This is a genomic window from Lentzea miocenica, assembly GCF_033949945.1.
Classification (GTDB): Bacteria; Actinomycetota; Actinomycetes; order Mycobacteriales; family Pseudonocardiaceae; genus Lentzea; species Lentzea miocenica.
The window spans coordinates 1-22,388 of sequence record NZ_JAXAVW010000056.1 but is presented as its reverse complement, the minus strand read 5'-3'; the positions used below and the strand labels follow the sequence as shown (position 1 = coordinate 22,388).

Here is a 22,388-nt window from a genome sequence, read left to right as displayed (position 1 = left end):
GCGTTTGCTTCGAATACTGCGGATACTTCGAACAGTGGAGGAGGGAGAGCGATGAGTTCCGCAGCACTGAGAGCGGTCCAGCCTGACGATGACGACGTTGTCACCGCCCACACCGCGCTGACCAGGGTGAAGGCGTATCTGCGCGACCACCAGGACGACGAGGGCGACGTTCGCGTCAGGGGTGAAGAGACCGACGACGTGCTGGTGCTGCCGCGCGGCGCCGTCGAACTTCTGGCCCAGATCCTGGCCTACATGGCCGCTGGTCACGGCGTTTCGGTCGTGCCGGCCGACGCCGAGCTGACCACCCAGCAGGCCGCGGATCTGTTGAACGTGTCACGTCCGTACCTGATCGGTCTGCTCGACGCGGGCGAGATCGAGTACCGCAAGGTGGGCAAGCACCGCCGGATCAAGGCTGCCTCGCTGGTGGAGTACATGCGCAACGACGATCAGCGGCGGCGGCGAGCCGCGGACGAGTTGTCGGCGCTCACGCAAGAGATGGGCATGGCCTGAGTGAGTTTCGTCGTCCTCTACGACGCCAATGTCCTCTATCCGAGCACTCTGCGAGACCTGCTCATCCGGATCGCGGCAGCAGGGCTCGTGCAAGCGAAGTGGACCGATCAGATCCTCGACGAGGTGTTCCGCAGCCTCCGGGCGAACCGGCCGGACCTCTCCGACGAGCAGCTCGCGCGTACCCGGTCACTGATGATGACGTCGATCCGCGACTGCATGGTCACGGGCTACGAGCCGTTGATCTCCGCATTGGACCTGCCCGATCCGGACGACCGCCACGTGCTCGCGGCCGCGATCAGGGCTCGCGCGCAGGTGATCGTGACCAACAACCTCAAGGACTTCCCGGCGCGATCGCTGCGCCAGTGGGACATCGACCCCAAGGACGCGGACGACTTCGTCTGCGACCAGATCGGGCTCGACGCCAAGGTGGTGTGGAGCTGCGTCCAGCAGATCGCCAACTCCTGGCGCACTCCTCCCGGCACGATCGGGGACGTCCTCATCTCGCTCGAACGGGTGTGGACTGGTGCAGTCAGTGGCCGAACTCCGGGCGCTCTGAACAGTCATCTACCGTGAGGACGTGCGGTTCAAGTTCCTCCTCAAGCCGGGCTGGCTGGCGCTGACCCTGGCCGTCTGGGTGTTCGCGGGCGCCTGCATCTACCTGCTGTCCCCGTGGCAGTTCGGCCGCAACGACGAACGCCAGGCGCAGAACTCCGCCATCACCAAGTCGCTCAAGAGCGACCCGGTCCCGTTCGGCGCACGGCACGACGAGTGGCAGAAGGTCGAGATCAAGGGCCGCTACCTGCCCGAACTCGAAGCGCTCGCCCGCCTGCGGACCGTCCAGGGCGAGGCCGCGTTCGAGGTGATCACGCCGTTCAAGACGCAGAACGGCCAGACCATCCTCATCGACCGCGGCTACGTGCGCCCGATCAACGGCATCAAGCCGCCGGACTTCGCGAGCCCGCCGACCGGCGAGGTCACCCTCATCGGGCTGGCCAGGCCGAACGAGTCGAACGCCCAGCCCGCGTTCGAGCAGGACGGCCGGAAGCAGATCTACTCGATCAACAACGACGCGGTCGGCCAGAACATCGAGCCGGGCTACTACCAGCTCGTCGAGGACCAGCCGGGCGCGCTCGACACGCTGCCGCTGCCCCGGATCGAGTCGGGGCCGTACTTCTCCTACGCGCTGCAGTGGATCGCGTTCGGGGTGATGGCGGTCGGCGGCTGGCTGTACTTCACCGTTCGCGAGGCACGGCCGGGCGGCGTGCTGCACGAGAGCAGCAAGAAGCCGCGCAAGAAGTCGATCGCCGAGCTACTTGCGGAAGATGGCGACGAAAGCGCTGACGAGAGCCGCGGAGAAGCCGACGACGCGGGACAGCTCCACGGCACGCGTCACGTGACCTGAGTCCGGGTTGCGGCCGTGGCCGAGCACCGGGCGCTCCTCGACGCCGTGCGAGTACACGGTCCGGCCGCCCAGCCTGATCTCCAACGCGCCCGCGAACGCCGCCTCGACCTGCCCGGCGTTGGGCGACGGGTGCGCGGACGCGTCACGCCGCCACGTCTCCAAGGCCTGGCCGGCGGATCCGCCGACGACCGGCGCGCCACCCACGGTCAGCAACGCCGCCAGGCGCGACGGCAGCAGGTTCAGCACGTCGTCCAACCGGGCCGAGGCCCAGCCGAAGCGCCGATACCGAGGCGACTTGTGGCCCACCATCGCGTCAAGGGTGTTCGCCGCGCGGTAGCCGAGAAGGCCGGGCACGCCGAAAGCAGCGCCCCACACCAACGGCGCCACGACGGCGTCTGACGTGTTCTCGGCCACGGACTCCACGGTCGCGCGCGCCAGTCCGAACGTGTCCAGCCGGGCTGCGTCACGGCCGCACAGGTGAGGCAGCCGGGCACGCGCGGCATCGATGTCGCCGGCGTCCAGCTCACGGCCCATCGAGGTGCCCTCGGTCGCCAGCGAGTTGCCGCCGAGCACCGCCCAGGTCGCCAGCGCCGTGGTCACCGTTTGCGTCAGCCAGTGCTTGCGAGCCAGCCGCTCAACGGCGACACCGGCGGCCACGGTCCCACCGACCAGTACGGCCGTGTAGGCGACACCAGCGGCCTGTGAGTCGGCGTAAAGACGCTTCTCGAGGGCCGCCGCGGAGGTTCCGAATGCCGCTACCGGGTGAAATCGGCGTGGATCACCGAACACCGCGTCCGCCGCCACGCCCAGCAACAACCCCAACGCGCGCCCCGCCGCCACGGCATCCTCCCCAGCTCGAAGTAGGCACGGTAGCGCCGCGTCGCCGACGCGCGCGCATTAGGGTGGCCGGTCGTGGAGCACAAGCGGCTGAAGCTGTACGCCTATCTGGACGCGCGCGATCACCAGCGCACGTACCTGGCGATCATGCGGCTGTTCACCTCCACGCTGCTCGCGGACCTCAGCGCGGGCGAGGTCGCCGGGGCGCTGGCCGGGCAGGAGCGCGAGGGCAGGGTCGAACAGGGCGAAAGCCGCATCGAGAACGTCATCAACCGCCTCAAGCAGCTGGTCGAGTGGGGCAACCTGGTCCAGGGCCGGCGCGAGGTGGTCGCGGCCAGCATCGCCGAGTTCCAGCACGGCAGCGTGCGCTACCAGGTCTCGAAGCTCGCCGTCCGCGTCCAACGGGACGTCGACGAGCTGCTCAGGGTCCCGGAAGGTGCCCGCGAGGTCTCCCGCGAGCTGCTCCCCGCCATCGAACGCGGCCTGAACGAGCTGGGCGGATCGCTCAGCGTCGCCCTGCTCAACGAGGGCGACAAGACCAAGGAACTCCTCGCCGAACGCGTCACGACCCTGTTCCTGCAGCACGCCGAGCTCGCGGCGACCGTCCGCGACTTCTACGCCTACCTCGGCCAGGTCGTCACGCGGAACCACCTCGCGCCCGAGGAGATCGCGGGCTTCCGGAACCTGCTGGTCGAGTACATCCAGCGGGTCGTCGAGGACGTGCTGAAGTACACGCCCCCGATCGCGGAAGCCCTGGCCGGGTTCACCAGGGCGCGAACGGAACTCCTCCGCCTCCTCGGCACCGACCTCGGCCTCAACGTCGAACGCGCCCGCGGCCGCACCCCGGAGGACTGGCAGGAGCTGACGGACTGGTTCGTCGACCGCCCCGGCCGCCCGAGCCAGGTCACGGCGCTCAGAGAAGCAACAGCCCGCGCGATCGGCAGCCTCCTGGCCAGCGTCAAGCGGGCCACGTCCGGCGGCGGCCTGCTGCCAGGACGCCGGGCCGAGCTGCTGAAGCTCGCGAGCTGGTTCGACAACTCGACCCGCGAGGAAGCGCACGAGATCTACGCGTCCGCGTTCGGCCTCTACAGCGCCCGCCACCTCTCCCCCGCGCCGGAACACGACTCCGACAACGAACGCACGCCGTGGCGAGACGGCCCGGTCTGCGACGTCACGGTCAGCGTGCGCTCCCGAGGCGACCGGGGCGGGCGCGGCAGGCCGTCCCGGATCCTCGACGACCCGATGACCGAGCAGTCGCTGCTCGCGGAGGCCCGTGAGGCGGACGAGATCCGCGCCCGGCACGTGTCGGAGCTGACCAAGGCCGCCGGAAACCTGGAGAACACCACGCTGACGCACGGCGCGTTGGAGGTCTTCTGCGAGCTGCTGACGCTCGCGATGGCCCAGCGCGACTCGCCGCACGACAGCGGATCGGCCAGCGACCCCGTGCGCGGCCTCAAACTCGAGATCGCCCACGGCACGACGACGCAGATCAAGTCCGTCGCCGGGACGCTCACCCTGCACGACGCGACGGTGGCCCTGAAGCGATGAACCACTTCGACAACCTCTCCGACATCGACGCCGCCAACGTGGTGCGCTGCGCCCGAACGTTGCTGCGCAGGCCTTTGCTGCGGTCCGACGGCCCGGACGGCGAGCTGCTCAGCCTCGTCTACCGGCACCGCGTGGTGCTGCAGGACATGTTCGCGGGCCTGCTCGGGTACCGGCTCGTGGTCGAACGCCGGTTCGCGCGCCTCTACAAGTCCGGCCCCGGCCGGGACGACACGCGTGGCGTGCTCACCATGTCCCCGCGCGGCTACGCCTACCTCGCGCTCACGCTCGCGGTCCTCACCGGCATCGGCCGCCAGACGCTGCTGTCCCGGCTGGTCGCCGACATCCGTTCCGCCGCGGCCGAAGCGGGCATCGACGCGCCGGACGACGTCGGCGAACGCCGTGCGCTCACCGCGGCCCTGCGCCACCTCGTCTCCCTTGGTGTGCTTCAGGAAACCGAGGGTTCGGTCGCGCAGGACGTGCTCCCCCAGGAAGCGTTGATCACGATCGACACCGACCTGCTGGGCCAGCTCGTCACGGGCCCGGTCGGCGAGGCCGAGAACCCTGCCCACCTCATCGAACTGGCTGCCCGCCCCGGCCCGCGCGGTGTCGAACACGCCGTGCGGCGCAAGCTCGTCGAGACGCCGTTGGTGCTGTACGCGGACCTGCCGGACGACCAGTCCGAATGGCTGCGGCGCAACCAGCGCAAGGAAACCGCGTTGCTGGAGCAGGCGTTCGGCCTCTACACCGAGTGCCGGGTCGAGGGCGTGCTGGCGGCGGACCCGGAGGACTTCCTGACCGACCTGTCGTTCCCCGGCGTCTCCACGGTCGCGCGCATAGCGTTGCTCGCCCTGCCGGACCTGGTCGACGACGAGGCGGAAGACGCGCCGGCGCGGCACGTCGTCGCGGTGGAACGGATCCGCGAGGTCTGCGCTCAACTGGTCGAGGACTACCCTGCCGCGTGGTCGAAGCAGTTCACCGACGACCTCGACCGGCTGGTCGCCGAGGTGACGGAGTTGTTGCGCCGCATGGGTCTCGCGGTGCCGCACGAGCAAGGCTGGTCGATCAGCGCGGCCGTGCACCGCTGGTTGCCGTCGCCCGACGGCGATCCCGAACGAGAACAACCCGAACAACCCGTTGTGGTGCCTGAAGTACCGAGCTGGTCCCTGTTCGACGAGGAGAACGTTTCATGAGCAGGTGGCGGCTGCACCGCGGCGGCGTGGTCAACATCTGGCAGTACACCGAGCAGACGTTCGACTTCTCCGGTGGCCGCGCGATCTTCCAGGGCACCAACGGTTCCGGCAAGTCCCGCACGCTGGAGCTGCTGCTGCCGCTGTGCCTGGACGGCGACCTGCGCCAGCTCGGCTCGAAGGGCTTCGACACGGTCAGCATCCGGCGCCTGATGCTGGACGACTACGACGGCGGCCCGAACCGCATCGGGTACGCGTGGGTCGAGCTGATCCGCGAAGCCGCCGACCACTCGGGCAACGAGTACCTGACGTGCGGCCTCGGCGTGAAGGCGTCGAAGACCTCGCAGGCGATCACGGACTCGTGGCGGTTCGTCACGCCCATGCGCGTCGGCACGGAACTGCAGCTCGCGGGCCCGGAACGCGTCCCGCACGGCCCGGCGCAGCTGCGTGACCTCATCGGCGCGGACTGCATGTTCGAGGAACCGGCGTTCCGCGCGAAGATCGCCGATGCCGTCTACGGCGTGCCCGCGGCGCGTTATGGCGACCTGCTGCACCTCCAGCGGACGCTGCGCAACCCGGACGTCGGCCTCAAGGTGCTGGAAGGCCAGCTGGAGCAGATCCTCAGCGACGCGCTGCCGCCGCTGGACCAGGCGATGGTCGAGCAGCTCGCGACGTCGTTCGACGACCTGGAGTCGATCCGCGAGAACATCGTCCGGCTGTCCTCCGCGGACAGTGCCCTCGGCACGTTCCTCAAGACCTACAGCGACTACGCGTTCGGCGGGCTTCGCAGCGCGTCCGAACGGCTGGAGGCCGCCGAGAAGTCGGTGACGAAGCTGCAGCGCGAGCAGTCGAAGCTCACGCAGGAGCTGGACGTCACGCGGATGGAGCGCGCGGCGTCCGAGCAGGCACTGGTCGACATGGAGACCGGCGAGCAGCAGGCAGAGGAGACCATCGCCGCGCTGAAGGAACTGCCGGCGTTCCGCGACCTCCAGGACCTCAAGACGCGCGAGAACCTGGTGGCGGAGAAGCGTTCCTCCGCCGTTGCCGCCCTGGAGACCGCCCACCGCCAGCGCGCCCAGGAAGACGCGTCCGTCGACAACGTGCTGCACCTGCTGCGCCGTCTTGCCGAGGACCTGTCCGCCGCCGACGCGTTGAGCGACCCGTTGCGCGAGAACCTGCGCCTGGCGGGCATGGACTCCGACCTCGCACCGGACGTGCCGCAGGTCCCGGCCGCCGAGGCGTCGGTGACCACGGATTCCGTGCGCGCCAAGCCGGATCCCGAGGCCGGGCCGCTGCCGATCGAACGCCGCGTGCCGCCCGCCGCCGCGACCGAGGACGTGCTGGCCTCGCTGGCGTCGGTCGTCGACCAGACCTCGGGCATCGCTTCCCTTGCCCGCCAACGGGGTGCGCTGGCGATGTCACTGCACGAGCAGGCGATCCAGCTCGACGCTCAGCAGCGCGAGGTGGAGTCGTTGCGGCAGAAGGCCCGCGACGCGCAGCTCGGCGCGACCGAGGCCACCTCCCTGCGCAACCAGGAGATGCAGGAGCTCGCCGAGGTCGTGCAGACCTGGCTGGAGCAGGTCGAGGTGTGGACGTCGAGCGGCCCGCTGCTCGACGAACGGCCCTCGGAAGCCCTGAGGTTGCCCCAGACCGCCGATCCCGCCGCCGCGAAGGCGTTGAGCGCGACGGCCCGCGAGTGGGTCGGACCATTGGTGCAGGCCGCACGCGACGCGGCGCACGCGTTCACGCAGCAGCGCACCGATCTGCGCGCTCGCCTGGACACCCTGGACGAAGAACTCGTCGGGCTGCGCTCGGGCAACGAACGGATGCCGCTGCCGGGCCAGTACACGTCGGCTGCCAGGAACACGGCTGCCGGCGCGCCTTTCTACCGGCTCGTGGACTTCTCACCGACGCTGAACGAGGACGAGCGGGCAGGCCTGGAAGCGGCCCTGCAGGCCAGCGGCCTGCTGGACGCCTGGGTGACTCCGCAGGACAGCGACCTGAACGACGTCCTGGCCGTCCCCAGGCCCGCGGTCGACGGACGCTCGCTGGCGGACTACCTGGTGCCGGCCGTCGAAGGCTCGCCGGTGCCGGAATCACTCGTCGCCGACCTGCTCCGCGCGGTGTCGCTGGACGACATGACCACCACCGGCGACTGGCGCACGGGCGTGCTGACCGGCCGCTGGACCAAGCCCGAGGCCGAGTTCATCGGTGCGGGCGCACGGGAAGCCGCCCGTGGCCGCCGAATCACCGCCCTGGAAGAAGAACTCGCCGACCTCCGTGCCCAACTAGGCACCGCGGAGGACGAACTGGCCCGCGCCCACGAGCACGTGGCCACCTGGGAAGCGCACGTCGCGGCGTTCCCCGGCGACGGCGAACTGATCGCCAAGCACAGCCGCGTCCAGTCGGCCGAGGAGTCGGCTGCCCGGTCCCAGCAGCGCACGTTCGAGCTGCGGGATGCCTTGGAGAACGCCAATTCGCGGTGGGAGGCAGCCCGGTCGGAACTGACCCGGCAGGCCGGTGACGCCGGTCTGCCCTCGGACTCCGAAGCCCTGCGTCAGGCCCAGGCGGCGGCGTCGGAAGCCCAGCGGACGGCCGACCTGCTCGGTGACGCGGTCCGGAGGCGGTGCCAGGGCACGATTTCCGACCTGACCGACGCCTCGCACCGGTACCACGAGGCCGTCGCGGACCGGCAGACCGCCGAGGCCGACGCCGACAGCCGGTGCGTCGACTACGCGGCCCAGGCGGGCACGCTGGCCGAGCTGACCGACGCGGTCGGCGGTGAGGCCAAGGAGATCAGCGAACAACTCACCCAACTGGAGAAGTCGCGCAAGAAGATGCGCGAGGACCTCAAGGGCGTGCGCGAGAGCATCACGACCGCACGCGAGCAGGCGGCGAAGCTGGAAGCGTTGCTGGAGAGCAACTCCACGCAGGTCACCGACGCCGCCGAGGCCCGCGACCGGGCCGCCGCCAACTTCACGGCCACCGTTCGTGCGCCCGGCCTGATCGCGGCCGCGTTCCCCGACAACGACGGTTCCGGCGACGAGGCTTCGGTCCGCGCGCTGATCGCGGAGACCGGCGACCGCCGCGGCGGCACCGAGGCCACCGTGATCGCCAAGCTCCAGGCCCTCCAGACCTCGCTGGCCGGCAGCCACGACATCGCCGCCGAGCAGCACGCGGGCCTGCTGACCGTGACGGTGACCGGCGAGGAGGGCGCGAAGCCCGTCGCCGTCGCCGCCCGCCAGGTCACCACGAAACTGGCCGAGCAGCGCGGGTTCCTCGACGAGCAGTACCAGGGCATCTTCGCCGACTACCTGATCCGCGACCTGGCCGAGTGGCTGCGCGGCCAGATCACCGTCGCCGAGGACCTGACCAAGCGGATGAACGAGGTGCTCGGCCAGGCCCGGTCCAGCCAGGGCGTGCACGTCAAGCTGGCGTGGAAGTCGTCCAGCGCGCTCGACGACCAGACCAGGCAAGCGCTTGCGCTGGTCCGTCTCCCGTTCGGCGAACGCACGCCCGAACAGGACGCCACGCTGCGTCGCGTCTTCACCGAGCGGATCGAGAACGAGCGCGACACGCACTCCGGCGGCTACGCCGAGATCCTGTCGCGCGCCCTCGACTACCGCACCTGGCACCAGTTCACGGTCACCGTCGCCGACACGGGCCCCGACGGCAACCCGCGCGAACGACGACTGCGCCAGCTCTCGTCCGGCGAGACGCGCCTGATCTCGTACGTGACGCTGTTCGCCGCCGCCGCGAGCTTCTACGACGCGGTGAGCGACGAGTTCGACCCGCTGCGCCTGGTGCTGCTCGACGAGGCGTTCGAACGTCTCGACGACCCGACCATCGCGCGCATGCTGGGCCTGCTGGTCGACCTGGACATGGACTGGGTGATCACCTGGCCGAGCGGCTGGGGCGTCTCGGACAAGATCCCGCGCATGCACATCTTCGACGTCCTGCGCCCCAAGAACGGCCGTGGCGTCGCGTGCACGCAGACGACGTGGGACGGCGCGGCGCTCGACCGGGTGGACCCCTAGAACGTCCTCCGCGGCTAGATCAGCCGTGCCAGTCGCGGAGGTACTCGGGGAAGTCGATGTCCTCCATCGCGTCGTTGCCGATCATCCGGTAGCCCGCGGTCACGGAGTACTCGGGGCTGTGGCTGAAGACCACCCGCAACGGCTGGTCACCGAAGTCGGCGAGGAACTTCCACAACGCCCGCGTCAGCTCGGAGTTGCGGGAGTTCTGCGAGCCGTCGAAGTAGTGGTCGACCGTGTGGTCCTCCCGGCGGATGGGCTTGCCGAGGCCGAGCTGCACCCGATGGGCATCGCTGACCAGCCACGCTGACTCACTCACGTCTGCTCCTCATCTCCTCACCTGGGCGGCAGCCGCCGGCCCAGGTCGTACCGGCCGATCTCGAAGCCGGCCGAGTCCCTGATGACCACGACGACGTCACCGTATTTGCCGAGCTGCTCGTCGGTGCGCTGACCCTGCCAGCGCCGGATCCACGAGTCGGCGTCGGTGTCCGGCGGCACCTGGAACCAGACTTCACCGTTGTTGTTGATCTGCTTGGTGGCGTGCTTGAGCTCGCCGTTGAACGTGTTGTAGGTGCCGTCGGTGTTCTTCGCTTCGCGGCTCGCGACGATGTTGCCGTCCTTGTCGCGGAACACCACGTCCGCGCCCTCGGTGCCGGGCCCTGCCACCTCGGGAGTCGTGCCGGGAGGACCGTTGCGCAGGATCTCCCTGGCGTTCTCCCTGGTCAACGGGAAGTCCTTGTTGCTGTCCTCGATCAGCTCGTCGATCAACCGGTCCTGCTCCGCCTTCGGCAGGTCGTCGAACGGATCACCGCCGGAGGTCGTGCCGGGAGGATCGTTCGGGTCCTTCGGCGGTTTGTCGCTGCCGCCTTTGCGGCCGGCGAACTCGTCCATCTTCTTGCGGATCTGCTTGAGCAGCTCGTCGAGCCGTTTCAGCAACGGCTTGAGCTTCTCGAGCGCCCGCAGGAGCTGCTTGACGATCTGGGCGATGCGGGCGGCCCACTTCGCGGCCGCCGTCGCCGCCTGTGCGGCCACCAGCGGCGCGCCGACCACGGTCAACGCCTCGATCGCCCACACCACACACCGTCCGACGAGGTCGGCGATCAGGTCGCGCACGAACTCCCGCACGACGCCGACCAGCACACCCGCCATCTCCACGGCACTGGCGATACCGCTCGACGCTTCGGCCGCGCCGCCCAGCAGCGCCGCGGTGTCCGCGGCCCGTTTCCGGTAGGCGTCGCCGGACGAGCCCGCCCAACCCGACGTGTCCTGGACCGCTTCGCGCTCGTACTGGGTCTTCACCTGACCGACGGCCTTGGCGACGTTGGCCCACGTCCGCGCCTGCGCGGCGACGCCGTCGGCATTGCCTGCCAGCTGATCGAGGATCTCCTGCAGCGGACCGACGTGCTCGATGACGAACGAGATCAGGTTCGACGCGACCGACCCGATCGGGTCCATGTAGAGGCTCAGCGCTTCGAGCGCCGTGGTGGTCGCGCCGAGGCCGATGTCGGCCCAGTTGCCGCTCTCGATGCCCTGCACCAGGTCACTGATCGACTCGGCGATCCCGATGCCGGTGTACCACTCGGTGGAGTCCACTTCCTTCGAGATCAGCGGGTTGTCGGTCATCGCATGCCCTGGAACTTCTCGCCCACCGCGTTGTCGTGCGTCTCGTAGTGGGTCGCAGTGGCACGGAGACTCTCGGCGGTCGACGCGAGACCCTGCTGACAGGCCCGCAACGCGTCGCGCGCCGTCTGCTCGAGCTCGTTGAACAGCGGCGGCAGGAACTGGCAGATCACGCCGTAGGTGTCGTTCGACATCGCGTTGTTCGCGGCGTCGACGGCCTGGCCGACCGTGGCCGCGTGCTGATCGACCTTGCCTGCGTGTGCTCGCAGGTCAGCTGGGGCGACTTCAAAGCCCGCCATGATGATTCCCCCCGGATCGTCAGCGGTAGACCGAGCCGTAGCCCTCGTCATCGTCGTCATGGCGGCGGGGAGGTGGTTGCTGCTCGGGCGCGGCGCCGAACTTCTGCTCGTAGTAGCCGGTGATCCGGCCACCGGCCTCCTCGCCCACGACCTGTTCCGCCACCTCGCGCACCCGGCCCGCGATCTTCGCCTTGGCCTGGCCGACAGCGATGAGCAGCTGACGGCCGAGTTCGTCAGGAGAGGTGTTGAGGACGCGATCGGTGAACTTGGCGTCCACCAGCACTCCGCTCGCGTCGATGGTCACCGTGACCGCACCGTTCGGGCTGGTAGCGGAGATGCGGACGTCGTCGACCTCGTGCTGGAGCTCCTGGTAGCGAGCCGCCTTCTGCTCGAACCCGGCCACCCACTCGTCCAGGTTCCGCTCGACCTCGGCCGGGTCGCCTCCGAAAAGGCTCATGCCTTGTGTCATAGCGCTCCCTCCCCGTCACGGAGAGTACCGAGAACCGGGACCGGCGCACGGCAAATCAGGAAACTAGGGTGGTGGCGTGAACATGGACCAGCCCGAGCTCGCCGAGTTCTGGCGCCTCGCCCGCGAGACGATGGAGGGCGGCGGCCGCTCCGCGTTCAGCTTCCGCGTCGAGGACGCACCCACCGCGACCGTCCTCGGCGAGTTGCTGCGCAAGCCGATCGACCACCCGGCGCGCCGCCAGATCTCGCTGGCACGCCTGGACGAACACGTCCGCGCGCACGGCAGCACGTTGCCAGAGGTCCTGGAATCCGTGCACGGCAAGCCGATCGGCATGTCCACCACCGAAGAAGCCCCGACCGCGGACGCCGTGCTCAAGTTCGCACTCCGCGAGCACGGTCTGCTGCACGCCCCGTGGGCCGCCGAGTGGATCGAGCACGTCCGCAGGTACGGCAAGATCCCGCAGCCGGCGCTGCCGATGATCGCCAACCAGGCCGCGCAGATCCTCGCGAGCCTGACCCCGGAACCCCGCCAGTGGACGACCCGCTTCGCCTTGGCGGGCAACGACCTCGACGACGGCCGACCGCTGACCCGTATCCTGCACAAGGCGCTCACCCTGGCCGGCACCGACTGGGAACGTTCCGGCGTCCTCCCCGACGCCTACAGCAACCCGGTCCTGACCTCCCAGGGCTACCTGACGCTGAACGACACCCTCGAAGCCGCGGACATCACCGTCGTCCGCAGCCCGCGCCTGCTCGAATCCGGCGTGCCCGGCCCGTTGATGGTGCTCCCGAACGGCCTCACGCCTCAGGCCAAACATCACCTCAACGGCAGAACCGTCCGCTGCCACAACGACTTCACGCCCGACGGCATCCGCCGCACGAACGAAGTCCTCGCCTGGACCGGCGGCACGCCGTGGCGCATGTCAGCCGCCGACTACCGCGAAGCCGTGGCCACCCTGATCGCCCGCGGCGTGGAACTCCCCACCCTCAACACCCGCCCCGAAACCGCGGCCTGGGACCCGGACCTGGCCGACACCATGGCCACCACGGGCCTGATGGTCACCGAGGAGCACGTGCTCCCGTCACTCCTCTGACGGCAGCAACCTCTAGGCGAGCAGTAGCAAAGGCGAAGCCGAGGCTCTTAACCGCTTGAACCGGGAGGTTCCGGTGGGTGGTCCCGTCACGAGTCGTGCCTCAGCTCTTGCTGCACCCGAACCGCACCACCCACGCAACGCAACTCCGCCCAACGCAACCAACCTACGAACCCACCGACCAACTCTGCAACATCCGGAACGCGATAGAAGCCCCACCGGCAAGCCCAAGCCCTGGCACGCTGCCCGGCACCTCGATCGCCTGCCGCACGTCGGCCCGCGACACCCACTTCGCCTCGGCGATCTCGCCCTCGGCGAGCAGCAACGGCTCAGCAGGATCCGCAACAGCCTCAAACCCGATCATCAACGACCGAGGAAAAGGCCAAGGCTGCGACCCGAGATACCGAACATCCCGAACAGCAACCCCAACCTCCTCAAAAATCTCCCGGGCGACACAAGCTTCCAGCGACTCCCCAGCCTCGACAAACCCGGCCAGCACGGAGAACCGCCCCTCAGGCCACTCGGGCCCCCGAGCAACCAGCACCCGATCAGCCCCGTCATGCACCAGGCAGATCACCGCGGAATCAGTCCGCGGGTACTCCTCCCGCCCACACCCGGAACAAACCGAGGTCCACCCGGACTTCTCCAACACAGTCCGCGCACCGCACTTGGCGCAGTACTTGCCCAACCGGTGCCACTGGAACAACGCCGCCGCGGTCGTGAACAACCCGGCCGACGTGTCGTCCAACGTGGCCCCGGCCTGCCGCAGATCGAGCCACTGCGGCTCATCCGTCAGCTCCGGCGGCCCCCACGCCCGCGAAGCCGGGACCTGCTCGCCGTCCTCCGCGGGCATCAGCACGGCGAAGTGCGCCACACCGTCCTGCTCACCCAGCAGAACAGCGTTCACCGGCGGCTGGTCACCGAAGTCGGTCGCCGGCCGGTCCGCCACGCGAGTACCGCGGTCGGCCACCAGGGTGCGCCCCCGCGTGTCGACCACGATCATCCGCGCCTTGGGCCAGAGCGCGGCGAGCTTCTCCTCGTCGCCGCGCAACGGCTCGGCCCGGTCGATCGCGAACCGCGACAGCGCGGGCAGTCCGACCAGGTCGAAACTCACTGGAACGCAACCCCTCCCAGCGCGGACAGCTTCGGCTTGAGCTGGTCGGCGTCACCGACGAGCACGCCGGTGAAGTTGCCCGGTGCGAAGAACTCCAGCGCGGCCGCGGCCACCTGCTCCGGCGTGACGGCCTGCAGGCGCTGCGGGTGCGCCACCAGCCAGTCGATGCCGAGGCCCAGCGCGACGAGGTTCACGACGAACGACGCGAGGCCCGACTGCGAGGACGTGCTGGTGAGCAACGTGCCGACGGCGTAGTTGCGGGCGACGTCCACTTCGGACTCCGACGGCGGGACCATGCCGAGGCGCGCCAGTTCGTAACGGGTCTCCAGCAGCGCCGCCGCCGTCACGTCCGAGGCCGTGTCGGCGTCGATCAGCAACGTCGCTCCGTGCACGGTGAACTCGGGGTGCGAGCGGGCGCTGTAGGTGTAGCCCTTGTCCTCGCGGATGTTCTCGACCAGGCGCGACGAGAAGAACCCGCCGTACACCAGGTTCGCGAGCTGCAACGCCGGGTAGCGCTCGTCGGTGCGCGGAATCGACTGCGCGGCAAGGCGGATCTGCGACTGCACGGCACCGGCGCGGTGCACCAGCAGCACGTCACCACCGGACACGGGCGGCAGCGGCGGCAGCTGGACGGCCTCGCCGTCGCCCTGCCACTCGCTCAGCGCCTCGCCGACCTGCGCCACGGCCTCTGCCGGGTCGACGTCGCCGACGACCACGAAGACCGAGCCACGCGGCAGCAAAGCCTTGCGGTGCAACGCCACCACGTCGTCGCGGGTGACGGCGGCGACCTCGTCGGCCTCCGGCATCTCCTTGGCGTACGGGTGGTCGCCGTACAGCAGCTTCTGCAACGCCTCGCGCGCGATGACGTTCGGCTGCGAGCGGGCGAGCGAGATGCGCTCGACCAGGCGGCCGCTCTCGCGCTCCAGCTCGTCGGCCGGGTACGCGGCGTTCACCAGCACGTCGCGCAGCACGTCCAGCACGGTACCGAGGCCGGTGGCCAGCGCGTTTCCGGTGAAGCTCAGCCGCTCCGGGTCGACCACGGCGTCGAGCTCGCCGCCGACCAGCGCCAGCTCGGTGTCGATCTCCACCCGCGAACGGGACGCGGTGCCGGTCAGCACGGTGTTCGCGAGCACCTCGGCCTGGGCCGAGTGCGCGGAACCGACGCTCGACGCGGCCGGGTCCGCGAACGGGACGCGCAGCCGCAGCTCGACCATCGGCACGGTGGCGCGGCGCACCGCGATCACCCGCAGGCCGTTGGGCAGCACGGTGTCCACAGTGGACAGGTCAGCGGCTGCCTTCTGCGAGCCCAGCTCCGGCAACGGACGCGGGCCTACCGCGGTACGACCGATCTCCTCGGCGGTTCGGTGAGTCTTGGCCGAGGTCACTGGGCTCCTCCGGTGGGCTTGACGAGAAGAAGGGCGCGAGCGTCCGGACGCAGCGCCTTGGCCGCGGCGGACACCTCGTCCACGGTCACCGAGGCGATCCGCTCGGGCAGTTCGTAGATCAGCTCGGCGCGGCCGAACAGCAGCTCCGCCGAGCCGAGGCCCAGCGTGCGGTTCGTGAGCCGGTCGTGCTCCTTGTGCATGGTCGACGCCCACCGGGCGGTGACCTTCGCGAGCTCCTCCGCCGACGGCGGCACCTGCGCGAGCTTCTGCAGCTCCTCGTCGATGGCCGCGACGACCTGCTCGGCCGGCACCTCCGGCGTGTGGATCGCGGTGATGCTGAACGTGTCCGGGTCGCGGGCCTCCAGCGGACCGAACAGGCCGCAGCCGGCGTTCAGGTCGATCACGATGCCCTCCTGGTGCACCAGACGCTGCTGCAGGCGCGAGCTGTCGCCGTCCGTCAGCACGCCGGCGAGCACCAGGTACGCGAGGTAGCCGTCGATGTCGGTGACGGGGTCCGGCACGCGGTAGCCGATCGCGATCGCGGGCAGCGGGGCCAGCGCGTCGCCGTGCTCCTGCCGCACCTCGCCCTGCGGGGCGGGCTCGGCGAACGAGGGGCGCTCGGGCTTCGGCCGCGCGGGCACGTCGCCGAAGTGCTTCTCCACCAACGTCTTCGTGGTCTCGACGTCGAGGTCGCCGGCGACGGTCAGCACCGCGTTGGCCGGCGAGTAGTAGGTGTCGAAGAACTCCGCGCAGTTGTCGACCGTGGCGCTCTCCAGGTCGATGAAGTCGCCGTACCCGTTGTGCGCGTTGGCGAACGTCTTGAACAGCACCGGCGGCAGGAGGATCCAGGGGAACCCGCCGTACGGGCGGTTCAGCACGTTGAGCCGGATCTCCTCCTTCACCACGTCGATCTGGTTGCGGAGGTTCTCGTCGGTGATCTTCGGTGCCCGCATGCGGTCCGCCTCGAGGAACAGCGCCCGCTCCAGCGCCGCCGAGGGCAGCACCTGGTAGTAGTCGGTGTAGTCCGGGTGCGTGGACCCGTTGAACGTGCCGCCCGACGACTGCACATGTCGGAAGTGCGCCAGCTTTTCGAGGCTCTCGCTGCCCTGGAACATCAGATGTTCGAAGAGGTGCGCGAATCCGGTGCGCCCCTCGGGCTCGGAGCGGAAGCCGACGTCGTAGTGCACGCTGACGCCGACGACCGGTGCGCTGGCGTCGGGGGCGAGCACCACCCGCAGGCCGTTGGGCAACGTGAACCTGTGCAGTTCGGGTGAGGCCATGTGCGCCAGCCTACGGGTTCGGCGTCCGGAGCGATCGCAGGTGGCCCGCCTGGGCGAGCACGCCGTCGAGCGCCCCCAGGAACGCGGGGAAGCTGCGCCGGAAGTCCGTGCTCGTGCCTGAGTTGCCGTACCAGTAGAGGTCCTGCTGACCGAACGTCGTGAGCCAGCGCTCGGTCTCGCCGAGCACCACCGCGTACGGCAGCGAACGGGAGAACACCAGCTCGCGGTCGGCCTCGGGGACGTCGTCCTGCGTCAGCCCGTGGAGGTACCCGCGCAGGCCGCGAACGTGCTCCAGCAGCTCGCTGCCGCGCTTGGTGCGGGCGGGCATCGACCGCGCGCCGAACGCAAGCGCGACACCACCGACCGCGACGACGAGCCCGAACAGCGCGTTGCCGATCGTCAGCGCCAGCACGACGGTCGCGACCACGCCGAGCACCGCGATCACGATGCCGACCCACCAGAACAGGCTCCGCTCGGCGTCCGGGCGGCGCACGAACCAGCGCTTCTCCACGACGTCCGCGTACAGCTCGTCGCGGACCTGTGCGAGGTCGATCCGCCGGCCGCGCAGCTCGGACACCGTCACCGCGTCCACGCCGTCAGGCAGCAGCGCGGTGTAAACGGCCTTCTCGTAACCGGACAGCGAAGCGTCGGCCGGGTTGCGCCGGACGATCTGCCAGTCGTGGCTGAAACCCTCTTCTTGGCGCGTCTCGGCGATCCACAGGTAGTTGCGCACAGCCAGGTCGATGACCGTGGCGGTCACGTCGACCACGTCCACGTGCTCGTCGACGACCGTGCCGACCTGGCCGGGCAGCACGCCGTCCGGTGACGCGAACGCGACCCGCCCGCCCTGGTCGCGCACCAGCACGGAGACCGCGCCGACCTCGCTCGCGAGCGCCGCCGCGTCCCGGCCGCGCAGGTACCAGAGCAGCGCGACACCGCCGAGCAGCAACACGAGCAGCCCGCCGAGCGCGATCCCGCTGACCGGCGTGAGCGCGAACGCGGCCGCCAGCCCGGTCTGCTCGACCACGACCGCGTTCGGCGGCACGACGCCGGCGGACAGTCCGATCGCGACGTCCACGCGTTCGCCGGAGCCGAGCTTGATCTCCTGCGCCCGCACGCCCTTGCCGTCCGCGAGGTCCGCGCTGGTGCACGGCTGCGACGACCCGACGGGGCCCGCGAGGCAGTTGACCGACGTCGGTGAGTCGGGTGCGGAGAACGTGACGGCGACCTTGTCGAGCTCGGTGTCCCAGCCGCCCGCGACCTGCCAGCGCACCTCCAGCGCGTCACCGACCGGGGCGACCGCGCCGACGACGGTGTAGGTCAGCGTGGACTTCCCGCCGTTGAACGTGGCGGAGAACTGGTCGCCGCTGACGTCGGCGCTGCCGGTGCCCTCGACCCTGGCGTCCGTGACCTCGTACTGGCGCACGAGATCGTTGCCGACCGCGAGTCGCAAGGGGACGGTCCGCCTGACCGTCTTACCGTCCGGCACCGTGACCGTCTCGGTGACGGAGAGCTTGGAGTCGCGCTCCAGCTTCATCCGCACCTCGGTGCTGACCGTGCCGGGAAGCGGCTGCGCGAGCGCGCCAACAGCCGTCATGGACGTCAAGGCGGCCGCGGCGAAGATCGCCAGTCCCCAGTTCTTCAACACGGCTGCGGACAATAGCGGAGTCCTCATATGCTCCGGCGGACTTTCGAACAGACGCCATCTGGGGGATTTTCGGCGATGACGCAACCACCGCCGCCGGGTAGTTGGCCACCGCCACGCCCGGTAGGCCCACCGCCCGTGCCCGCACGACCGCCGTACGGGCCGCCGATGCCTCCCCGCCCAGCTCAGGGACCTCCTCCAGGCATGCGTCCGCCGATGGGCCCGCCGCCTCCGATGGGCCCGCCGCCGCCTCCGCAGATGCGTCCGCCGATGCCCCCGCCCGGTTGTGCGCCGTTGCCTCCGCCGCGTCCGGTGATGCCGCCGCCGCAACCGACCTGGGGCCACCACCCGCAACCGGGTTTCGCTCCCTATCCCGTGATGCCGCCGCGCCGGAAGAGCAGCAGCGGCCCGATCCTCGCCCTGGTGCTGGGCGGCGTGGTGATCCTCGGGCTCGGTGCCGTCGGCGTCTTCGCGGCCACGTTGAACAACAAGGTGAAGGACACGGGCTACTCGAACTACACGACGTACAGCCCGACCTACGACGCCACAACCACGACGACGACAACGACCACCACGTCGACGACGTCCACGCGCACCTCGTCCACCCGCACGTCGAACACGCCAACGACCCCGCCCGGCCCGAAGGCGATCTACAAGCTCGCCGACCACCCGATCTTCAGCACCGGAGTCGGCGCGAACGACTTCGACGCGTGCCCGTTGCCGAAGATGGAGTACAACCCGGCGGGCGAGGAACGGTTCCTCTCGGCCGCGCTGCCGTGCATCGAAAAGGCCTGGCAACCGGCGCTGAAGGCAGCGAACCTGCCGTACCAGCCGGTCGAGCTGCAGGTCTTCACCGGCACCACCAAGACGCCGTGCGGCTCACGCCAGGCCAACTCGACCGCCATGTTCTGCAAGGGCGTCATCTACTGGCCCGGCAACTTCTACGCGAACGAGGGCGGCTCGACGGTCCGCCACCCCGGCGTGTACCTGGGCCAGCTCAGCCACGAGTACGGCCACCACGTCCAGTGGCTGACCGGCCTGATGCGCGCCGCGGACCAGGCCCAGTACGACGTCGGCGGGTTCGACACGCCGAAGGGCCTCGAACTCAACCGCCGGCTCGAACTCCAGGCGACCTGCATCGGCGGCATGACGCTGGCCCCGTTCTCGCACAAGAACGTCATCCCCATGGACGTCGTGAACACCGGCCTGTCGGACGCGAGCCAACGCGGCGACTACACCCGCACGCCTGATCACGGCAGCCAGCCGAACAACGAGCGCTGGGTGATGCACGGCCACAAGCAGAACGACATCAAGGCCTGCAACACCTGGGCGGCAAGCTCCGGCGACGTCTCGTGAACCGATCCCCCGCCCCGCGCGTCCCAAGTAGGTGGACGGGACACGTTAGCCCGGTCGGGGGACGCATGATCTCGCTCCGCATATGCTCGTACCCGACCCAGGCTCACCAATGGGGGGACCTAAGGCGATGACGCAACCACCGCCGCCGGGCAATTGGCCGCCACCACGCCCGGTCGGCCCGCCGCCCATGCCCGCACCACTGGGGCAGTGGCCGGCACAGGGCGCACCGCCGCCTCCCTACGGCATGCCACCGCAGGGACCGCCCATGGCCCCGCCACCTGGTCAGTACGGCCCACCGCCGCCCCCACCAGGCCCGGTCATGCCGCCACCGCACCCCTCGTGGGGCGCCCCTCCCGGCGGCTACCAGCCCGGCTACGGCCCGTACCCGCCGATGCCACCCCGCAGGAAGAACAACGGCCCGATGATCGCCCTGATCCTCGGCGGCGTGGTGATCCTCGGCCTGGGCGCCGTAGGCGTCTTCGCGGCAACCCTGAGCAACAGGGTGAAGGACACGGGCTACTCGAACTACACGACGCAGAGCCCGACGTTCACCCTGCCCACCACCTCGGACAACACACCCACGACCACGGCAGCCCCGCCCTCACGCCCGTCGTCGTCCAAGTCGCCGTCCACCCAGCAGACCCAGGCAGGCGCGAAGGCCGTCTACGCCCTGGCGGACCACCCGTTCCTGAAGCCGAACTTCGGCGCGAACACGGTCTCGGGCTGCCCGCTCCCCGCCATGGACTACTCCCCGGCGGGCCAGGACAAGTTCCTGCGAGCAGCCCTCCCGTGCATCGAAAGCATGTGGAAGCCCGCCCTCCAGGCAGCCAACCTCCCGTACCAGCCCGTTGAGCTGCACATCATCACCGAAACCGCGCAGTACCCGTGCGGCACCGTCCGCCCGGACCAGACCGCGCGCTACTGCCAGGGCGGCATCTACTGGACGGCGAACGCCTACGCCGCCGAACGCAACCCGAACAACCCGAACCACCCCGGCAAGTACCTGGGCCAGCTCGCCCACGAGTACGGCCACCACATCCAATGGCTCACCGGGATGCTCAAAGCCTCGGACCGCGCGCAGTACGACGCGGGAGGGTGGGATACTCCAAAGGGCCTCGACCTGAACCGCCGGATGGAGCTGCAGGCAACCTGCTTCGGCGGGATGTCGCTAGCCCCGTTGTCACACGGAGCGATCCCCATCGACGTCATCAGAGTGGGCCTGGCAGACGCAGGCAACCGAGGCGACTACGACATCTACCCGACCAAGGACCACGGCTCACCGCAGAACAACGCGAACTGGGTGAACCAGGGCTACAAGACGAACCAGGCCTCAGCCTGCAACACCTGGGCTGCAGACGCCGGCACCGTCTCCTAGAAAGGGGCAAACGTGACCCAACCAGCAAACAACAACCCGGTGATGCTCGCGGGAGTGTTCGTGCTGGTGGTCGCGTTCGTCCTGGGAATCGGCCAACTGAGCCGCCCCAGAGTGGTGACCGGCCACCCCTTGGCAGGCTCCCGCCCAGCCCCGTCCCCGTCGCCCAGCACCGAGCCCACCACCCCGATCCGCCCGCGCGCCGTCTACCGCCTGGCAGACCACCCGTTCCTGCTCAAACCAGCCTCGCTGGCCCAGGTGACCTGCGCCCTCCCACCCTTCGGCGTCTCCGACAAAGAGCTAGCCGCCTACTACGCAGCAGGCGTCGAATGCCTGGACGCGGCCTGGGGCCCCGTCCTGACCACAACCAACCTCCCCTTCGAAAAACCTTCTCTAGACGCTTCCCCAACCCTCAAAGACGGCCCGTGCGGCGCCGCCCCAGAGTCCGACCACGCCGTCGCCTACTACTGCGGCCGCAACCGCACGATCTACATGCCAACCAGCCGCCTGCGCGACAACGGCGGCGGCGACGCCCCCGCCACCCACCTGGCAACGCTCTCCCACGAGTACGGCCACCACGTACAAGCCCTGACCGGCCTCCTACGTGCAGCCGACCTCAAAATCACCGACGCGGGCGAGAAAACCCCAGCAGGCCTGGAAATGTCGCGCAGAATCGAACTCCAAGCCAACTGCTTCGCAGGCATGTTCCTCACCAGCGCAGCCGGACGAGGCACCGTGACCACCGCCCTGGCGCGCCAAGCACAAGAAGACTTCCAGTACGCCGTCGAGGAAAAGCCCGAAAACAACGCCCACGGCTCCGCCGCGAACCAAGCCCAGTGGGCATCCGAAGGCTTCAAGACAAACTCAACGGCCAACTGCAACACCTTCGCAGCCACACCACAACAAGTGGCATAACGCCCCACAGCCGATGCCGCAGGCGAGGCGACCCAATGGCGAAGCCGAGGCGTCCTTAACGCTTGAAACAGCGCTCCGGGCGGGTCCCCGTCACGAGTCGTGCCCAGCACTTGCTGCAACCAGGGAGGGATGTCAAACGGACACGCTTTTCGTCCGTTTGACATCCCTCCCTGGTTGTGGCGCGCTCTGGCCCGACTTGTGACGGGGACCCGCCCGGACCGCACCACCTACGCAACGCAACTCCGCCCAACTCAACAGGCGTGCCATCAACCCACGCACGGCGGAGGACTCCCCAGATCAGATTGGCAGGGGTCTGGGGGGCGGA

19 protein-coding genes are annotated in these 22,388 nt (G+C 69.6%); 10 read left to right on the top strand and 9 right to left on the bottom strand.

Annotation, left to right across the window (positions count from 1 at the left end; genetic code table 11):
• The first annotated feature begins 51 nt into the window (after positions 1 to 51).
• The 3 genes from SK803_RS43550 to SK803_RS43540 are packed head-to-tail and all read left to right on the top strand — an operon-like array spanning position 52 to position 1,912.
• Positions 52 to 510, top strand: a complete 459-nt coding sequence (locus tag SK803_RS43550; protein WP_319972109.1) for a helix-turn-helix domain-containing protein — start codon at positions 52 to 54, stop codon at positions 508 to 510.
• The gene (locus SK803_RS43545; protein ID WP_319972108.1) at positions 511 to 1,083 is read left to right on the top strand and encodes a PIN domain-containing protein; all 573 of its coding nucleotides are present in this window, start codon (positions 511 to 513) and stop codon (positions 1,081 to 1,083) included.
• A gap of 4 nt (positions 1,084 to 1,087) precedes the next feature.
• On the top strand, positions 1,088 to 1,912 hold the full coding sequence (locus SK803_RS43540) for an SURF1 family cytochrome oxidase biogenesis protein (protein WP_319972107.1): 825 nt from the start codon (positions 1,088 to 1,090) through the stop codon (positions 1,910 to 1,912).
• Here SK803_RS43540 and SK803_RS43535 read toward each other — a convergent pair.
• Positions 1,820 to 2,752, bottom strand: a complete 933-nt coding sequence (locus tag SK803_RS43535) for a cobalamin biosynthesis protein (RefSeq protein ID WP_319972106.1) — start codon at positions 2,750 to 2,752, stop codon at positions 1,820 to 1,822. The genes SK803_RS43540 and SK803_RS43535 overlap by 93 nt on opposite strands.
• 72 nt (positions 2,753 to 2,824) lie before the next feature.
• On the opposite strand from SK803_RS43535, the gene SK803_RS43530 reads away from it, so the two are divergent.
• Genes SK803_RS43530 through SK803_RS43520 form a run of 3 tightly spaced genes read left to right on the top strand, consistent with a single transcriptional unit; the run spans position 2,825 to position 9,521 of the window.
• A complete protein-coding gene (locus tag SK803_RS43530; RefSeq protein ID WP_319972105.1) occupies positions 2,825 to 4,297 on the top strand; it encodes a DUF2397 domain-containing protein in 1,473 nt (490 codons plus the stop codon).
• Complete coding sequence (locus tag SK803_RS43525) at positions 4,294 to 5,487, top strand: TIGR02678 family protein (RefSeq protein ID WP_319972104.1); 1,194 nt, start codon at positions 4,294 to 4,296, stop codon at positions 5,485 to 5,487. Before SK803_RS43530 ends, SK803_RS43525 begins: the two co-directional genes overlap by 4 nt.
• Positions 5,484 to 9,521 carry a TIGR02680 family protein gene (locus SK803_RS43520; RefSeq protein ID WP_319972103.1) on the top strand — a complete coding sequence of 1,346 codons (4,038 nt, stop codon included), beginning with the start codon at positions 5,484 to 5,486 and terminating at the stop codon, positions 9,519 to 9,521. The genes SK803_RS43525 and SK803_RS43520 overlap by 4 nt, the downstream gene beginning before the upstream one ends.
• Positions 9,522 to 9,540: 19 nt before the next feature.
• Here the strand turns inward: SK803_RS43520 and SK803_RS43515 are convergent, their stop codons facing one another.
• Genes SK803_RS43515 through SK803_RS43500 form a run of 4 tightly spaced genes read right to left on the bottom strand, consistent with a single transcriptional unit; the run spans position 9,541 to position 11,894 of the window.
• Positions 9,541 to 9,837, bottom strand: coding sequence for a hypothetical protein (locus tag SK803_RS43515; RefSeq protein WP_319972102.1), 297 nt, complete (start codon positions 9,835 to 9,837; stop codon positions 9,541 to 9,543).
• A 17-nt stretch (positions 9,838 to 9,854) separates the two neighbouring features.
• Positions 9,855 to 11,141 carry a hypothetical protein gene (locus SK803_RS43510; RefSeq protein ID WP_319972101.1) on the bottom strand — a complete coding sequence of 429 codons (1,287 nt, stop codon included), beginning with the start codon at positions 11,139 to 11,141 and terminating at the stop codon, positions 9,855 to 9,857.
• Entirely contained in the window at positions 11,138 to 11,437 is a 300-nt protein-coding gene (locus tag SK803_RS43505; protein WP_319972100.1) for a type VII secretion target, read from the bottom strand. The genes SK803_RS43510 and SK803_RS43505 overlap by 4 nt, the downstream gene beginning before the upstream one ends.
• 19 nt (positions 11,438 to 11,456) lie before the next feature.
• Complete coding sequence (locus SK803_RS43500; RefSeq protein ID WP_319972099.1) at positions 11,457 to 11,894, bottom strand: YbaB/EbfC family nucleoid-associated protein; 438 nt, start codon at positions 11,892 to 11,894, stop codon at positions 11,457 to 11,459.
• 94 nt (positions 11,895 to 11,988) lie between these two features.
• Between SK803_RS43500 and SK803_RS43495 the strand changes: the two genes are divergently transcribed.
• On the top strand, positions 11,989 to 12,999 hold the full coding sequence (locus tag SK803_RS43495; RefSeq protein ID WP_319972129.1) for a DUF2399 domain-containing protein: 1,011 nt from the start codon (positions 11,989 to 11,991) through the stop codon (positions 12,997 to 12,999).
• A gap of 163 nt (positions 13,000 to 13,162) precedes the next feature.
• Here the strand turns inward: SK803_RS43495 and nudC are convergent, their stop codons facing one another.
• The 4 genes from nudC to SK803_RS43475 are packed head-to-tail and all read right to left on the bottom strand — an operon-like array spanning position 13,163 to position 18,423.
• Positions 13,163 to 14,110 (bottom strand): NAD(+) diphosphatase, encoded by a 948-nt coding sequence (gene nudC / locus SK803_RS43490; RefSeq protein WP_319972098.1) that lies wholly within the window; start codon positions 14,108 to 14,110, stop codon positions 13,163 to 13,165.
• Positions 14,107 to 15,495 (bottom strand): M16 family metallopeptidase, encoded by a 1,389-nt coding sequence (locus SK803_RS43485; protein WP_319972097.1) that lies wholly within the window; start codon positions 15,493 to 15,495, stop codon positions 14,107 to 14,109. Before SK803_RS43485 ends, nudC begins: the two co-directional genes overlap by 4 nt.
• Complete coding sequence (locus SK803_RS43480) at positions 15,492 to 16,775, bottom strand: M16 family metallopeptidase (RefSeq protein WP_319972096.1); 1,284 nt, start codon at positions 16,773 to 16,775, stop codon at positions 15,492 to 15,494. The genes SK803_RS43485 and SK803_RS43480 overlap by 4 nt, the downstream gene beginning before the upstream one ends.
• Before the next feature lie 10 nt (positions 16,776 to 16,785).
• Complete coding sequence (locus SK803_RS43475; protein WP_319972095.1) at positions 16,786 to 18,423, bottom strand: DUF2207 domain-containing protein; 1,638 nt, start codon at positions 18,421 to 18,423, stop codon at positions 16,786 to 16,788.
• A gap of 375 nt (positions 18,424 to 18,798) precedes the next feature.
• On the opposite strand from SK803_RS43475, the gene SK803_RS43470 reads away from it, so the two are divergent.
• The 3 genes from SK803_RS43470 (at position 18,799) to SK803_RS43460 (ending at position 22,063) form a co-directional block, all read left to right on the top strand.
• Positions 18,799 to 19,776, top strand: a complete 978-nt coding sequence (locus SK803_RS43470) for a neutral zinc metallopeptidase (RefSeq protein ID WP_319972094.1) — start codon at positions 18,799 to 18,801, stop codon at positions 19,774 to 19,776.
• Between the two features lie 265 nt (positions 19,777 to 20,041).
• The gene (locus SK803_RS43465) at positions 20,042 to 21,151 is read left to right on the top strand and encodes a neutral zinc metallopeptidase (RefSeq protein WP_319972093.1); all 1,110 of its coding nucleotides are present in this window, start codon (positions 20,042 to 20,044) and stop codon (positions 21,149 to 21,151) included.
• Positions 21,152 to 21,163: 12 nt separating this feature from the next.
• Positions 21,164 to 22,063: a neutral zinc metallopeptidase gene (locus tag SK803_RS43460; RefSeq protein WP_319972092.1), complete on the top strand. Its 900-nt coding sequence runs from the start codon at positions 21,164 to 21,166 to the stop codon at positions 22,061 to 22,063.
• Positions 22,064 to 22,388: the final 325 nt, after the last annotated feature.